At 59.6% G+C, this 14,906-nt stretch carries 10 protein-coding genes; 3 read left to right on the plus strand and 7 right to left on the minus strand.

Translation table 11 applies throughout. From position 1 onward, the window contains the following. Positions 1 to 141: 141 nt before the first annotated feature. The 3 genes from AC22G1_RS19515 to AC22G1_RS19525 form a co-directional block, all read right to left on the minus strand. The gene (locus AC22G1_RS19515) at positions 142 to 3,183 is read right to left on the minus strand and encodes a di-heme oxidoredictase family protein (protein WP_487314829.1); all 3,042 of its coding nucleotides are present in this window, start codon (positions 3,181 to 3,183) and stop codon (positions 142 to 144) included. 831 nt (positions 3,184 to 4,014) lie between these two features. Then, positions 4,015 to 5,898, minus strand: coding sequence for a CocE/NonD family hydrolase (locus tag AC22G1_RS19520; RefSeq protein WP_487314830.1), 1,884 nt, complete (start codon positions 5,896 to 5,898; stop codon positions 4,015 to 4,017). Between the two features lie 93 nt (positions 5,899 to 5,991). Continuing rightward, on the minus strand, positions 5,992 to 6,885 hold the full coding sequence (locus AC22G1_RS19525; RefSeq protein WP_487314831.1) for an AraC family transcriptional regulator: 894 nt from the start codon (positions 6,883 to 6,885) through the stop codon (positions 5,992 to 5,994). A gap of 193 nt (positions 6,886 to 7,078) precedes the next feature. Between AC22G1_RS19525 and AC22G1_RS19530 the strand changes: the two genes are divergently transcribed. Further along, entirely contained in the window at positions 7,079 to 7,699 is a 621-nt protein-coding gene (locus tag AC22G1_RS19530) for an NAD(P)H-dependent oxidoreductase (protein ID WP_487314832.1), read from the plus strand. Between the two features lies 1 nt (position 7,700). Here the strand turns inward: AC22G1_RS19530 and AC22G1_RS19535 are convergent, their stop codons facing one another. Next, positions 7,701 to 9,197 carry a phospholipase D family protein gene (locus AC22G1_RS19535; RefSeq protein WP_487314833.1) on the minus strand — a complete coding sequence of 499 codons (1,497 nt, stop codon included), beginning with the start codon at positions 9,195 to 9,197 and terminating at the stop codon, positions 7,701 to 7,703. Positions 9,198 to 9,413: 216 nt separating this feature from the next. Between AC22G1_RS19535 and AC22G1_RS19540 the strand changes: the two genes are divergently transcribed. After that, positions 9,414 to 10,076, plus strand: a complete 663-nt coding sequence (locus AC22G1_RS19540; protein ID WP_050659791.1) for a hypothetical protein — start codon at positions 9,414 to 9,416, stop codon at positions 10,074 to 10,076. Between the two features lie 97 nt (positions 10,077 to 10,173). Further along, positions 10,174 to 11,745 (plus strand): sensor domain-containing diguanylate cyclase, encoded by a 1,572-nt coding sequence (locus AC22G1_RS19545; RefSeq protein ID WP_487314834.1) that lies wholly within the window; start codon positions 10,174 to 10,176, stop codon positions 11,743 to 11,745. Here AC22G1_RS19545 and AC22G1_RS19550 read toward each other — a convergent pair. The 3 genes from AC22G1_RS19550 to AC22G1_RS19560 are packed head-to-tail and all read right to left on the minus strand — an operon-like array spanning position 11,742 to position 14,720. After that, positions 11,742 to 13,631, minus strand: coding sequence for an alpha/beta hydrolase family protein (locus tag AC22G1_RS19550; protein ID WP_487314835.1), 1,890 nt, complete (start codon positions 13,629 to 13,631; stop codon positions 11,742 to 11,744). The two genes, AC22G1_RS19545 and AC22G1_RS19550, sit on opposite strands and share 4 nt — an antisense overlap. Before the next feature lie 59 nt (positions 13,632 to 13,690). Further along, entirely contained in the window at positions 13,691 to 14,086 is a 396-nt protein-coding gene (locus tag AC22G1_RS19555) for a gamma-glutamylcyclotransferase family protein (RefSeq protein WP_487314836.1), read from the minus strand. After that, on the minus strand, positions 14,064 to 14,720 hold the full coding sequence (locus AC22G1_RS19560; protein WP_487314837.1) for a fumarylacetoacetate hydrolase family protein: 657 nt from the start codon (positions 14,718 to 14,720) through the stop codon (positions 14,064 to 14,066). The genes AC22G1_RS19555 and AC22G1_RS19560 overlap by 23 nt, the downstream gene beginning before the upstream one ends. Between the last annotated feature and the right edge of the window lie 186 nt (positions 14,721 to 14,906).

Below are 14,906 nucleotides of genomic sequence, written 5' to 3' on the forward strand. Positions count from 1 at the left end.
CTATCCGGAACAGCTTTGAGCATCGGAGCGAAGTGGCGATGGCCCTTGGGGCGAAAGCCAGGGATGGCTCGAGCTGGCTGGACAAAAAGCTTGGGATTAAACCCCGGCCGCCCGTAGGCAACCGGGGCCTTGATACCCTCTTTACAGCGACTTTAAGAAGCTCAGCAACTGCTGGCGCTCTTGCGCACTGAGTGCTGCAAAACGCTGTTTACTGGTTTGCGCTTCTCCGCCATGCCACATAATGGCTTCGGTCAGGTTACGCGCTCGGCTGTCGTGCAGATATCCCACAGGTGTGCCCGCCGCAACATATTCGGTGTAGCCAATGCCCCACAGCGGTGATGTGCGCCACATGCTGCCCGTTGCCAAACCTTCTTGAAAGCCATCGGCCAATCCGTCACCCATATCGTGCAACAGCATGTCGGTGTAGGGCTTTATTGTCTGATTGCGCACTTCGGCAAATTCTGACGTGTTGCCGGTCTGCAGCTCCACCACATGGCAACTGCTGCAACGGATATCGGTAAAGAGTTTCTCCCCTTTGGCTATCGCATCTGGGTCTACATCCAGGTACGGCAAGGGGGTAACGCCTTTGGGAAAGCCACTGACTAGGCTGCGCTGCGCCGGGACGCCCAGCAGCTGCAAATACTGGGTCATGCGCTCGACCGCTTCGGCAGAAAGCCCCATATCTAGCCCATCACTGGCATTACAGTGGGCAGAGCCTGCCAAGCACAGCCGATTGGGGTAGACCGGTGAGGTGACCGACATATCCAGCAATGCTGCGTTGGTTACTTGATGGCGCAAGCTGACTTTACCGGCCTTCCAGCCATAGCGGCCGAGATGTACTTCGCCGGTTTCTGGGTCGTAGCCGTAGTTTGCTGTGCCTTTCACGCCATCTTCGTCTGGGCTGGTGCGCACCCGAGATAAAATCTCGGCATCGGGGATGGCTTCTAGCAGCCCCATGCCAATCATCGGCTGCGCCGCACGCAGTGAATAGACCGCAGGCGCCGGCCCCTCGAACGCTATCTTGGGTTTTCGAAGCGCCACCACTGTGCCATCGGCCAGGGTTGCTGAGGAATCGTCAAACCCTGCCAACCAAACCCCGGTGCCCCAATTTTGCGCTTCGCCAGTGGTTACTGAGCGGGCGTTCATCTGTACCGCAAGGCCGTAATGGCGGTCTGGCCAATAGGTGCCATCGACGGTGGATTCGGCGGTGCGTACCGCCATGGTATCGAGCCGCTGATTAACCACCGTTGGCGCTGCACTGCGGCCATTATTGATGTGGCAACCAAAGCAGGAAGACTGGTTGAAGCGCGGCCCCTGCAACGCCATGCCCGCATCGTTGCGGTCGTTATCCGGCTCGTTGTGCTCGCCAGTCCACAGGTTGGTATGGATCCAACGGCGCCCTTCCACAAAGCGTTGCATGTTTTCCATGGCAATGGTGGTTTGCGGCTGTTGGAACATAAAAGCGGCATTATCGGCGTAATCGTAAGAAATAGAGCCCGTGCCGCCTTGCAGTGTTTCCTTGGGCAGTGGCTCGTTTTTCAGCCGTGGCTGCACCCCATACCAAGGCCGCAAACCTTCACCCATGACGTAAGTCAGCTCATTGGTGTAGTAGCGATAACCGTGGCTGTCGCCCAGGGAATCCATGATCTCGCGGGTGGTAAAAAACGAGCTGGAAAACTCCAACACATCGCCTACTTCCAACGGGCGGGCGTCAATAGTTTTACCGTTCGGCACCATAACGCCGTTGGCGTCGGGTGAATTGTCGCGATGGCCCGGAAAGGTATCAAACAACACACTGCAACCGTCGTTTGCACCAATTACGCCGCCATAGCCACTGTCGGGACGCAGCAACACACCATTAGCGGGTTTAGCCACTACCGGGCAGGGGGCACCATCGGTCAAATAGGTGGAGTCATCCAGCAAATCACCCGGGCTCATCCAGCCATAACCGGTCACATAGGGATTATCAAAGCCACGAACAAAGACATGCCCGCCGCCTTTTTGCGGCTGTTGAAAATATTGGTTAACCACTAACTTGGGATGGGTCACCCCGGCGACATGGCTGTCGTCGATGATCTCCACGCCCCAGGTACGAAACTGAAAATAGTTGGCCACAAAATTAAGATGCGCCCCTGGACCTTTGTCGCGGGGATTACCTGCCGCATCCACGGTGTCATTCACGCCATAGCCAATCTCGTTCCAGTCTTCACCGCGTTCACGGGCATGGCGAGAGCGGCCAACCATACCAAAGCGTGTTACCAAGCGGCCGTCGGGTAAGGAAAACTGGGTGGACTCTATCGGCTCGTCAAACTGTGGCAGTGGGGTCAGCCCTTCACCCGACATCGGCACAGACACGGCTGAAGTTTGCAGTGTGGGCAGAGAATTCTCGGCAGTTGGTGCGCGAAATTCGGCCTCAAACAGTGAGTAGCCATACTGGGTTGACCGCGTTATCCCCTGCAAACGCAGATAACGGGCGTAGATACCCAAGTTGTAAAACTGCTCGGTCTCCCCCTGCGAACCGACCACATAACGCAATTGATACCAGGTTTGGGCATCGTCAGAGATATACACCGCATATTCCGCTGCATGGGCGCGTTCCCATTGCAGTTTCATGTAACCGATGGCGGTCTTGCTCCCAAAATCAAACTGCAGCCACGCCGCGTCGGGGTCAGTCGCTGTGTTACTCCAGGCGCTTTCCCAACGGGTTTGTAAATCACCATCAATGGCTTTTGCGGCAGTATTGGTGTCGTTCTCATCGCCCGAAGAGCTGGCTTGCACAGGCGTAACCACCTCCGCATCCGTTACTGCTGCCGCGGCGCTCATGGCGGACTGGCGTTGCGATGAGCTAAACACAAAATCTGCCGGCAGCCTTAAGCTATCCGGCGGCGGTGGTAATGAAGGGCCACCGGCCTTGGGCAACAGTACCGCACTGGTGAGAGTGGGCGCTTCCAAGGTGGGTTGGTTTTCATCTTCCGGCACCGGCGTTACCGGTGTATCACCCGGTTCGTCAGTATCAGGGGTACTCACAGGGGGTGTGGGAGTTGTCTCTGTACTGCCATCATCACCGCCACCGCCACCGCCACCGCAGCCAACAAGCAGCGTGCCAAGGAGTGGCAACATGACAACCCAGCGAGCGACAGAGAGAAAGCGAGTTTTATCATTGGTGAGCAAAGGCAGTTCCATTGTGATTCTTCCTAAGAGGCGTTTATGCACCCCTTTTCAAAAGGCGATTAGTTGCCATGATTGACGCAGGGCTGCACTGCGTTTTCATGCTCATCGCAATCCGCTACGTCGCCAGACGACATGAATGCTTAACTCATATTGGCGACATGGTTTTTACATTTATTGATTGCGATGTGAAAAATTGTTTTTTGAAGCGACAACAAACCCAGCATCAATAGGGGTAAGCCACTTCCGTATCCAAATCAGTTCAAGAGGTAACGAAGCTACCCGCCTTGGCCCGCTTTACGTGGAACGCCTTACTGCCGTGGGCGCAAGCGAATGTGACCAGTAAGTAAACGTCAAGTTTACACTTTGGCGCCAGCGCGCGAAGAGCAAAGCCAAAAGGCAGCGGCCAGAGAAAGCCTGAGTAACCAAGACCATAAGTCGCCCGGCGGGGTGAGGCTTGCCTATCAAAGCGCTGCGGTGCTGCTGCGAAGCGCGAGCACAGAACCTGCAAGCCAGAAGGAATCGCCACGCAATGTAAGCAACATTTGATTCAACCCAAGCTCCCCGAGAGGGCACCGCGTAACGCCTGAGATTCTGCTTTGCCTCAGCGGCCCGCATACATTTTTAGACAAAAATGATCGTTTAAAAATTAGGGCCGCCCGCCGGGGCGGCAAATTTGTTTGAACATCGAAGTAAAACGACGATGCCCTTTAGTGCTAAGGCCAGAGATGGCTTTTGTCGCCCCGGTTTTACAACCAGCCGAAATGCGACATTCATACCCTCGCCAACACCTCCACAAAAAAAGGCCGCCCTCAGGCGGCCTTTTTATTGCAGCAGAAAATGCACTCAATCTTTCAACACGTTAAAGCTCACCGAGCTCGGGTACTGGGCCGAGTGGTAAATCTTGTGAGTGGCGCGGACGTAGTCGCTCTTTTTGGCTTCAAAGATATTGGGCACGTACTTCTGGGGGTTTAAATCCAGGAAGGGGAACATGCTGCTTTGTACCTGGATCTCCAGCTTGTGGCCACGCTTGATGGTGTGCAGCACGTCGTAAAGGGTGAACTTCACTTCGGTGGGCTGGCCGGGCACAAAGGGCTTGGGATCAGAGAAGCTGTCACGGAAGCGCCCGCGCATCACGCCCCAACGCACCAACTCGTGGCGGTTGCCGGTGGCGTCGTCTTTAAGACCGGTGTTTTCGTCGGTGCCGGGGAATACATCCACCAGCTTGACGATGATGTCGGCGGCGCTTTGGTCGGTGGAGAACCACAGATCCAGGTTCAGCTGGCCGGCGATGGTCATGTCATCTTTGGCAACCGGGGTGTCAAACACCAGCACATCGGGGCGACGGGCGGCAAAGCGCTGGTCGGCAGTCATGTACTCGCGGTCCCAGCCACGGCTGATGGCGGTGGATTGCGGCACCGGTTTATTGGGGTCAGACACGTAATCGCTAAAGCCACCGGCCGGGTCTTTTTGCTTGAGCAGCTGCTGGTTGCTGCCCAGATAGAGGGTCTCGGGCTGGGTGTGCTTGGGCGGCCAGGTGTCGAAGGTGCGCCAGCGGTTGGCGCCGGTTTCAAAGACGGTGGCGCGGGCCAGCTCGGGCTCGTCTTTACCTTTGAGGTAGTGCTCGAAGAACGGCAGCTGGATGTTGTCCTGGTACCACTTGGTGGTGTCAAAGCCGAAGTGGGCTTCGCCAAGGCTGGAGCCGTCGGCGCGGTTCCACTGGCCGTGGAACCAGGGGCCCATGACCAGCCGCACGTTGTCCTTCTTGTTTTTGTGGGACATGGTGGCGTAGGTGGCCAGCGCCCCGTAGAGATCCTCGGTGTCGTACCAGCCGCCTACCACCAGGGTGGCGGGCTTGGTGTTGCCAAGGTGCGGCAAGACGTTGCGGGCCTGCCAGTAGCTGTCGTAGTTGGGGTGCTGGGTGATTTCGTTCCAGAACGGGCGGTCGTTCTTGAAGTAATCCTTGTTGACGTTGCTGTGTGGGCCCAGGTCTTTAAAGAACTGGTAGCCGTCTGGCGTTGGCAGCTTGTGGCCCTCTGGCCAGGCGCTGATGGTGCCGTCGCGGGGCTTGTCGAAGGTGTCGAAGAACAAGAACGCCATGGGGGTGACAAAGGCGCCGTTACGGTGGAAATCGTCAAAGAACCAGTCGGCGATGGGGGCTTGGGGCGAGATGGCCTTAAGGGCCGGGTGGGCGTTGATGGACGACACCGAGGTGTAGTAACCGGGGTAGGAAATGCCCCACTGGCCCACTTTGCCGTTGTTGTCCGGCACGTGTTTGACCAGCCAGTCGATGGTGTCGTAGGCGTCGGTGGCGTCGTCAACGGCTTTGCCGCCTTTCTCGCCGGCGTCCTGGGGGCGCATGTTCACGAAAGTGCCTTCAGACATGAACTTACCGCGCACGTCTTGGAACACGAAGATATAACCGGCTTTTTCAAAGCTCTCGCTTGGGCCCAGGCGGGTTTTGTACTGATCGAGGCCGTAGGGCGACACCGTGTAGGGGGTGCGCTGCATCAGCATCGGGTATTTCTTGGTGTGGTCGTACGGCACGTAGACGGAGGTAAAGAGCTTGGTGCCGTCGCGCATGGGGATCTGGTATTCGTACTTGGCGTAATGGCTGCGAATGTAGTCGGCCCGCTCTTTGTCGGCAGCGGTTTCGTCGGCCCAGGCCATGCTGGTCAGCAAGGCGGTGCCAAGCAAGGCAAGGGCGCCCCGGGTGAACAGATTTTTCATGTCATCTCCTTATTGTTGTGCTGCTTTTTTACCGGGCTTGGCGAGCCGGCACAAGCCTCGTTAGCCAGGGGGCGAGCCAGGCAGGGCGAAAGGCTAGGAGGCGGCCACCGCCGACTTCAGCCGGCGCACATCGCGAAGGGGCGGGGCACCAAAAAGGCGGGTGTATTCGCGGCTGAACTGCGACGGGCTCTCATACCCCACCCGCAGGGCGGCGCTGGCAGCGTCCAGCTCATGGTTTAGCAGCAGCTGGCGCGCTTCAAGCAGGCGGTAGCGCTTGAGGTATTGCAGCGGGCTCATGCCGGTCACCGCCCGAAAATGCTGGCGAAAGGACGACGGGCTCATATTGGCCATGGCGGCCAGCTCATCTACCGGCAGGTTGCGAGAGAAATTAAACCTAAGCCAAGACACCACCTTGGCCACCCGGTTGATGGGCGAGCCGGCCGACACCAACTGGCGCAGCGTCCAGCCACCGGGGCCCAGCAGCAGCCTGACCACAATCTCCTGCTGGATAAGGGGCGCAAGCTGGGCCAGCAACACCGGCTGGTCCAGTATCGCCAGCAGCCGGGTGAGGGCGTCGGCGATGTCGTCTTCGAGGTCGAGAATTTTCATGCTCTGGCAGTAGCCGCCATCTTTGCCGGCGTCCATGGCCAGGGCCAGCTGGGCGATAAGCTGCATGTCCAAATCCAGCCAGATACCGAGGTAGGGGCTGTTGTCACTGGCCGGGATGATGTTGTTGATCACCGGCAAGTCTGCCGAGGTGATCATCAGCTGCCCGGCGCTGGCCAGGTAAACATCCTCTCCCGCCATCAGCCGCTTACTGCCCTGCACCGTGATGCCCAGGCCAAAGATATACAAGCAAGGCATGGGTACCACCTTGCCGCTGTAGCGATACAGCTTGAGCCCGCCATAGGCGGTGGCGGTTTCGCCGTCGCGCTCAAGCTTTTGGCTAAGGGCCGTGGCCAGGGCAGCAAGGGAAGGGCTTGGCATAAATGGCAATCCAGCAGCACCAAAGATACTGGCCAGCCTAGCACGGCTCGCCTACGGCGATAGTGCCCGGCCATGACGCTTTGTTGGTTTAGGCAAAAATCGGCTTAAAACAGACAACCGCAACAGCAGGCTCCTGGCCGAAGATGGCTTCCCGGCGGCATCGCCGCTCCCCATCAACCACCCAGGAGTTCCCATGGCAAAGGTTCTAATCATCAACGCCCATCAGCTTTACGAAGGTTGGTCCCCCGGCAACCTTAACCGGCACCTGGCCGAGGTTATCGACCAGGAAATGCAGACCAGGGGCCACGAGGTGCGCCACACCCATATCGACAGCGGCTACCAGGTAGACGACGAAGTGCAAAAGCATGTGTGGGCCGACATCATCGTGCTGCAAACCCCGGTTAACTGGTTTGGCGCCCCTTGGAAGCACAAGAAGTATCTGGACGAAGTGTTCAACGCCGGGCTTGAGCAGCAGTTGCTGATTGCCACCGATGGCCGCACCCGCACCGACCCCACCCGCCAGTACGGCATGGGCGGCTTGATGCAGGGCAAATCCTTGATGATGTCCCTGACCTGGAACGCCCCGGCCGAGGCCTTTGGCAACCCCGAACAGGTGCTTTACCAGGGCCGAACGGACCACGACGCCTTCTTGCACATCGCCACCTGCTACCGCTTTTGCGGCGCCGAGGTGTTGCCGACCTTTTCCTGCTTTGACGTGATGAAAAACCCCGCCATCGACGCCGATATCGAGCGCCTCAAGGCTCACCTTAGCCGCCATTTTGGCGCCAAGGTGCCGGCTGAGCTTGCCGGTTGAGTTACAGCTGGCTGCGCACCGGCAGCCAAGATAGCACCCGTGCCAAAAAGCGGCGCCCCAGGCTTGCCAGGGGCTCCACCGAGGCGCTCCACTGCTCCCCCTGATGGCTGCGGCGCCACAGCAGCGCCGAGCCGCTAAACCCCGGTTGCCAGCTCTGGCTGCCACCCACATAAGGGGCAAGCTGCGCCTCAAGCTCGGCAACGATAGCCGGGCAATCGAGCAGCAGGCCCATCTCGGTGTTGATGAAAATCGAGCGCGGGTCGAGGTTGAAGGTACCCACAAAGAGCCGGCGTTTGTCGTAGGCGATAAGCTTGGCGTGCAGGCCAGACTGGCTGCCTGCTTCCTGGCCGCCGGGCAGGTCAGCGTCGCTGGCCAGCTCGAAAAGCTCGATACCGGTGGCCAGCATGGCCTGGCGCTGGGCGGCATAACCGGTGTGGGCGATCACCACGTCGTTGGCAGCCAGGCTGTTGGTGAGGATGCGCACCTGGGCACCAGCGCCCTTTAACTGGCCCATCTGCCCCAAGATCTCACCAGACGGCACCAGATAGGGGCTCACTACCAGAAGCTCGTGGCGGGTTTCTCTGGCCAGGCGGCCAAGGGCAATAGCCGTGCGCGAGCCGGCTCGGCGCCGCTGCTTGCGCAAGGGATGCACCTTGGAGGGCGGGTCGAACAACACCTCCATGCCAGCCGGGTGCAAGGGTTGCTCCAGCACATTCTTTGGCAGGCTGGCCAGCAGCGCCTGGCATTGGGGCCTGTCCCAGAAAGCTTTGAGGTTTTTAAAGGCCTGGCGCGCCTCGCGCTTTAATGGCCGCAATGAAATGAGCCGGGAAACCGGCACCGCCCACTGGGCGTTGTAGAAAAGGTCAAAGGCTTCGGCCACGTCTTCGGCTATCGGGCCCACCGCCAACAGATCCATATCCAGAAAGTTGCGCCTGGGGTGCAGCCCGAAGTATTCGTCCCCCACGTTGCGCCCGCCCAGCACCACCAGCTCGCCATCGACGATCAGCGCCTTGTTGTGCATGCGGTGGTTGGCGCGGGAAAAATCCCACAGCCATTCCAGGGGCCGGGTGATGGGGGTAAGTACCCGGCTGCCAAAGGGGTTAAAGAGGCGGATGGACACATTCTGGTGCACGTTGAGGCGGGCAATGAGGGGGTCGTCGTCGGTGTGGACATCGTCAATCAGCAGCCGCACCCTCACCCCGCGCTCGGCGGCGTCCAGCACCGCTGCCAGCAGCAACTTGCCGGAGGTGTCGGCCCGCCACTGGTAATACTGGGCATCGATGCTGGCTTTGGCGTTTTGAATCAGTGCCAGGCGGGTGGCCAGGGCATCTTTGTTGTCCCACAGCAGCCGCACTCCGGCTCCCAGGCGCTGCTGCCAGGGCGTGCCCTCTGGCACCGGCAGGCGATAAGAGGGCTCGCGGGCAAAACGGGGCACCCGGTTAATGGCACCGGCCACCAGCAGCGACAAGGATGTCAGCCACCAACGCAGACCACTCATGCCACCGCCTCCCAGTTGCCGCCGTTACCGGGCCCATTATTCCAAGTGCATGAGATATAACATAAACAACCAAGGGCTTGTTCATTTTCCCTTAAAGTACTTCGGGTCACCTTATGGGGGCTGCTGGGGCCGTACTACGCCGGTAGTGGAACTCTCGCGGCGGTTTTGATATTGTCCTCCCGCTCAAATAACGCTCAGTATCCAAAGGAGTGGATCATGCAAAAAGCGCTCTTCCTTGTCGCCCTTACACTTCTGATGTCCGGCTGCGTGCAGACCTCGGGCAAAGATAAGAGCAAGCCCCAGTTCGACGTGGTTGTCACCCAGGACAAACTGGAAGAAAGCCCCGTCAAATCCGACGTTCTGCACCGGGTACAAAGCATTGCCGTGGCCGACTTGTCTGCCTTCTTGGTGAACACCTCCCCGGAAAACCAGCGCCTTTATCAAAGCATTGTCGGCCAGACCACCGAGCTGCTGGCCGAGGATACCCGTTACCGCCTGGTGGGCCCTGCCACCTTCGCCAAGCAGATGCGCGACATGAAAGTGTCGTTGGATCTCAACAGCATGAGCGAAGACGAGATCAACCAGATCCTGGCCAAAGTGGCCTATTCCCTCGGCGTTCACGCCGTGGCAGTGGTGGATCTTAAAGACAGCATGGGCAACACCCGCTGGTTTGAGGCTCCCAAAGATGCCAACGTCACCGCCAGCCTGACCCTGCTGCGCACCCGCGTGTACATGCCGCTGTGGCAGCAGCGTGAAGCCCTGGCCTGGGTAGACGTCAACAACGGCCTGGCTTCGGTAAACGACGCCGCGCTCAACGAAGAAGTGCACAGCTTCATGCAGCCGCTGGTGCAATCGCTCAGAGGCGATTACCAGAACTGAGTAAAGGGCCTGCGGGCCCTTTTTTATTGCCCGGCTCCACCACCTTTTTGCCCATGGTTTACAATCCTTTAACACGTACGTTGTTAGGGGCCTGGCTATGCGGCACACCAGTCTTCGCGTACAGATAGCAGTGGGCATTGCCCTGGTCGCCATCTGTATTTCCTGGGTTTTCACCTTCTTTACCATCATCCAAACCAAGGACGACGTTCGCACCCTCTCCGGACACCTGCTCACCCAGAATGCCCGCATTCTGATGAACCAACTGGATATGGACATGGAAAAGCGCCTGCAGTTTTTTGAAGGCGCCGCCAGCCTGCCCCTGTTCCGCCCACCCATCGATGGCGACGCAGTGGTGGCCTTTTTTGATAACGTCGAGCGCTTTTCGCAAAACCTGGACTGGATTGGCCTGCTGGATGCCGAGGGTAAGGTGCTCTACGCCACCGACCCTTGGCTGGTGGGCCAAACCCTGACCGGGCTCGACCTGCTGCATCTGCCGGGCGATGCCAACAAACCGGTACCGGTAGTCAACCCGGCCTGGCCCAGCCGCCAAGCCCACCCCTACTTGCAGGCTGGCCTGACCATAGCCATTCGCGGCCCCGACCAGCAAACCCTGGCCATCCTTGCCGGTCAGTTCTCCTGGGACTGGGCCAAGGTTATCGAGCAGGCCCTGGCCCTGCCACGCCAAGACAGCGCCAGCATCGAGCCGCTGCTGCTGGATAAAGCCGGGGTGGTAATGGTGGGCAGCGGCGCTCAGCTGGGGGATTTGATTGACGGCGAGCAACTGGCCGCGCTGAAAAAACGTGGCTGGCAGCGCTTTTACGACGACCAGGGCCAGGCCTTTTTATATGCCCTGACGGCCAGCCACTACCACTCGCCGGGCTGGCAGGTGCTGCTGCGCCAACCAGTGGCGGAGATAGCCGAGCAGATATCGCCGATGCTGCTGCGGCTATTGGGGATGACAGTGCTGGCCAGTCTGCTGGCTGCCGGCCTCGGCTGGTGGTTGTCAGGGAGGATAAGCCGGCCCATCACCCGCATTGCCCGGGCCGCCAATCGCCTTAGCGCCGGCATTCCGGCCTCCATTCCCAAGGTCAAAGGCGTGTGGGAGCTGCAAATGCTCAGCGATTCCCTGTGCGACATGGTAACCAACCTCAGCAAGCACCAGTCGGCGCTGGGGGTGATGGAATCTCTGGCGCTCAAAGACACCCTCACCGGCCTGCCCAACCGTGCCGCCCTGCTGCGCTTTATGCAGGGCCAAGTCGACCCACTGGTGTTTTTGTACCTGGATCTCGACGGCTTTAAGGCCATCAACGATAACTTCGGCCACCAGGCCGGCGACTTGGTGTTAAAGGAGGTGGCCGAGCGGCTTATTCACAACACCCGCGACGGCGACTTGGCAGTGCGGCTGGGGGGCGACGAATTCCTGGTGGTGCTGCAACTGGGCCCCCACACCCAACCGGTGCAAGTGGCCGAGCGCATTTTGGCGGCGGTAAACGAGCCCATGGAAAGCCAATGGGGCTCGCTGCTGGTGGGTTGCAGTATCGGCGGCGCCTATTGGCCCAAGGACAACGACGACCCCAAAACCGTGGTGTCGCTGGCTGACCAGGCGCTTTATACCGCCAAATCCCAGGGCAAGGGCCGGGTTTGCTTTTACCGCTTTCCCGGCGACTAGCGCTGCTGCCCCTTCAGATGGGTATCTAAAAACCGCAGGTACGCCTCAGAAGCGGCGATGCGGTTGAGCTTTTTGGTAAAGCCGTGGCCTTCATCGGCAAATTCTAGGTACTGCACCGGCGCGCCGTTTTTCTTTACCGCCGCCACCAGCTCCTGGCTCTCCACCGGCAATACTCGCGGGTCGTTAAGGCCCTGCACCACCAGCAGCGGCTTGTTGATATTGCTGGCATGAAAGAGCGGCGAGATGCGCCGCAGCCGCTCGCCGTCTTTGGCCGGGTCGCCCATCTCCGCGTACAGGTAGGACTTAAAGCTCTCCCACCAGGGCGGAATGGCGCTCAAGGTGCGCGGCCAGTTGGTGACCCCGAAAATATCCACGCCGGCGGCAAACACATCGGGGTGAAAGGCCAGGGCCGCCACCGTCAGGTAGCCGCCATAACTGCCACCCATGATGCCAATACGGTCTTTATCCACCCAGGGCAGGCTTTGCAGGTAGCCTTTGGCCTCGACCAGATCCCTCAGGTCGTCCTCGCCGTGGCGCCTGTCGTCCAGGTGAAAAAACGGTTTACCGTACCCCGACGAGCCCCTGTTGTTGACCGCCAGCACCCCGTAACCGTGGTTGACCAGATGCTGCAAGGTGGCGTTGTAGCCATGGCGGCTCTGGCCACCTGGGCCGCCATGTACCCAGACAATCACCGGCGCCGGGTCCTCGGCTGAGGCGCCTTTGGGCCGGTACAGCAAGGCCGGGATCTGCAACTGGTCAAAGCTCGGGTAGCGCACCACTTGGGCAGTCACCAGCTGCCCGGCATCGATAGCCGGGTTCAGGGCCGAGGTAAGCGCGCGGGCCTGGCCGCTCTTTAAATCCAGGGCGTAGAGATTGGCCGGGCTGGTGTCACTGGACAGGTAAAAGACCATGGTGGCGTCGTCGTCGCTGAAGTTGACGCCGGTAATGTCGCCGGGGGGCAAATCGGGTAGCGCCAGGGCCTTGCCGGTGCGGGCATTGCTGACCCTAAGCTCGGTACGGCCATCCGCGTTAACCGATTCCACCCGGTACTGGCCCGAGGGCGAGAAGGCAAAGCCGCTGACGTCCCAGTCGCTGCCAGCCACCTTTTCCTGGGTGCCGGTGGCCAGATGGTGGGACCACACCTGGTTGAAGTTGCCGTAGGCATCGGTGGCAAAATACAAAAAGTGCCCTTCGGGGCCAAAGGTGAGGCCGCGAAAATTGGCATTCTCGCCGGGTAAGTCTCCTATCAGTACCGGGGTTTTGTCGGCAGCTTGCAGGTCGACCAGGTAAAGGTCGGTGTCGCTGTTGCTGTTGACCCTGTCCAGGGCCAAAAAGCGGCCGTCACGGCTGATGGCGCCAATTTCAAAGGCCTGGTCGTTGTTGAATAGCCGCTGGCGCTGGTAGGTGGTGGCGTCGTAGCGGTAGAGGTCCATCAGCTTGGGGTTGCGCTCGTTGCTGAGCAGGTAAAAGGCGGTGCCGTCCTGATTGAAGGCCAGGAACTGGGCGCGGGCGTTGGGGTCGGGGATAAGGTCGTGCTGGCCGGCGTCATCGGCCACAAAAAGGTGATAAATCTCATTGCCGCCGTCGTCGCGGGTAAAGAGAAACCGCTCGTCATGGGGAAACCAGCTCACCGCAAAGGTGGAGCCGGGGTTATCGGTCAGCTCCCTGGGGCTGCCGCCCTGCACCGGGATGGCAAACACATTGAAGATGCCGCTGATATCGCTGCTGACCAGCACCTGCTGGCCGTCGTGAGACAACGACAGCCCCCGGTAGTTAACGGTATCGAAAAACGCTTTGGCGTCATAACGGGGAGTTTGGGGGGCGGGGGGTTTGCTGTCGCAGGCGGCTAAGGCCAGCCCCAGCAGGGTCAGGTATACAAGGCGCATCCGGCTCTCCTTTTCTGGCCATGGCAGCCATTGAAAGTTGGTAGAGAGCTAACAAGTTGTCAAGTAAGGAAAAAATCTCCACTTTCTAGCGGCGCTAGGCTGGCAGTTGGCCTGTTGTAGCGGTAGATAAAGGCTAAAAGCGCCTCTTCCCCCAACCACACCTGATGGCGCTCGCGCCGGTATTCCCAGGGCTCGCTAAAGCCCGGGCCGCACTCTTCGTAGCTATCCAGCGCCGCCAGCAGCGCCGGGGTTAACCGGTACAAGTCCCCTGTTACCCAGCCAGGCCCTGGCACCCAACCGGGGTAATGGGCCACTCGGTAAAGCTGGCCCTGGCAGCGCGCCTCTCCAAGATAACGGCCCTCATCCGCCAGCCGCCGGGCCAGGGGATGAGGGCTTTGCCGGCGCAAGGTGCCGTAGACAAAAACCGGCAGCTCAGCCCACCTGGGTGGTGACATCCAGCTTGTCTTCCAGCACTAGGCGCAGGGTGTCGCCTTTATTGAGCACGCCAACCCCTTTGGGGGTGCCGGTCAGCACCAGGTCGCCCGGCTCCAGGGTAAAGGTGGTGCTGATCAGCGCCAGCAGCTCGGTGATGGGGGTGATCATCTGGCTGCTGTGGCCGTCTTGGCGCAGTTCACCGTTTTGGAAGAACTGGTAATGCACGGCGCCAAGGTCGTCAAAACCCTCGGGGCCCACCAGGGAAGTAACCACGCAGGAGCCATCGAAAGCCTTAGCCAGCTCCCAGGGGTGGCCTTTTTCTTTAAGCTCGCTTTGCAGGTCACGCAGGGTCAAATCCAGGGCTAGGCCAAAGCCGGCAATGGCATCGGCCGCTTCGGCAGCGCTGGCCTTGGTGAGGGGTTTGCCCACCAGCACCGCCAACTCGCACTCGTAGTGCACCTGACCACGGCTCTCGTCGATGCTAAAGCCGCCTTCGGCCGGTACCAGAGCGGTAGCCGGTTTCATAAACAGCAGCGGCCGCTCGGGCACGGCATTGCCCAGTTCTTTGGCGTGCTCGGCGTAATTACGGCCCACACAGACCACTTTTCCTCTGGGCCAGGCCAGGGGCTCACCGGAATTCCACTTCAACTGCATCTTGTGACCTCCATTGAGTAAGCAGCTGTTTTACTACGGCGTCGCGGCCGGTACAAGGTGGCTGAACCACGGCTGTCGCCCCGGTATGGGGCCAGGAAGCCCTTACCCGGAAGGCGGTAATTTTTACAGGCTGGCAGGGGCGCCGGTAAAACAGAAAATCAATAAATTATTGAAATAAAACGGTTT

Source organism: Gallaecimonas zhanjiangensis, assembly GCF_057624825.1.

Coding starts and splice junctions, on each gene's coding strand:
- AC22G1_RS19515 (WP_487314829.1), bottom strand. CDS start 3,183: ATGGAACTGCCTTTGCTCACCAATGATAAAACTCGCTTTCTCTCTGTC.
- AC22G1_RS19520 (WP_487314830.1), bottom strand. CDS start 5,898: ATGAAAAATCTGTTCACCCGGGGCGCCCTTGCCTTGCTTGGCACCGCC.
- AC22G1_RS19525 (WP_487314831.1), bottom strand. CDS start 6,885: ATGCCAAGCCCTTCCCTTGCTGCCCTGGCCACGGCCCTTAGCCAAAAG.
- AC22G1_RS19530 (WP_487314832.1), top strand. CDS start 7,079: ATGGCAAAGGTTCTAATCATCAACGCCCATCAGCTTTACGAAGGTTGG.
- AC22G1_RS19535 (WP_487314833.1), bottom strand. CDS start 9,197: ATGAGTGGTCTGCGTTGGTGGCTGACATCCTTGTCGCTGCTGGTGGCC.
- AC22G1_RS19540 (WP_050659791.1), top strand. CDS start 9,414: ATGCAAAAAGCGCTCTTCCTTGTCGCCCTTACACTTCTGATGTCCGGC.
- AC22G1_RS19545 (WP_487314834.1), top strand. CDS start 10,174: ATGCGGCACACCAGTCTTCGCGTACAGATAGCAGTGGGCATTGCCCTG.
- AC22G1_RS19550 (WP_487314835.1), bottom strand. CDS start 13,631: ATGCGCCTTGTATACCTGACCCTGCTGGGGCTGGCCTTAGCCGCCTGC.
- AC22G1_RS19555 (WP_487314836.1), bottom strand. CDS start 14,086: ATGTCACCACCCAGGTGGGCTGAGCTGCCGGTTTTTGTCTACGGCACC.
- AC22G1_RS19560 (WP_487314837.1), bottom strand. CDS start 14,720: ATGCAGTTGAAGTGGAATTCCGGTGAGCCCCTGGCCTGGCCCAGAGGA.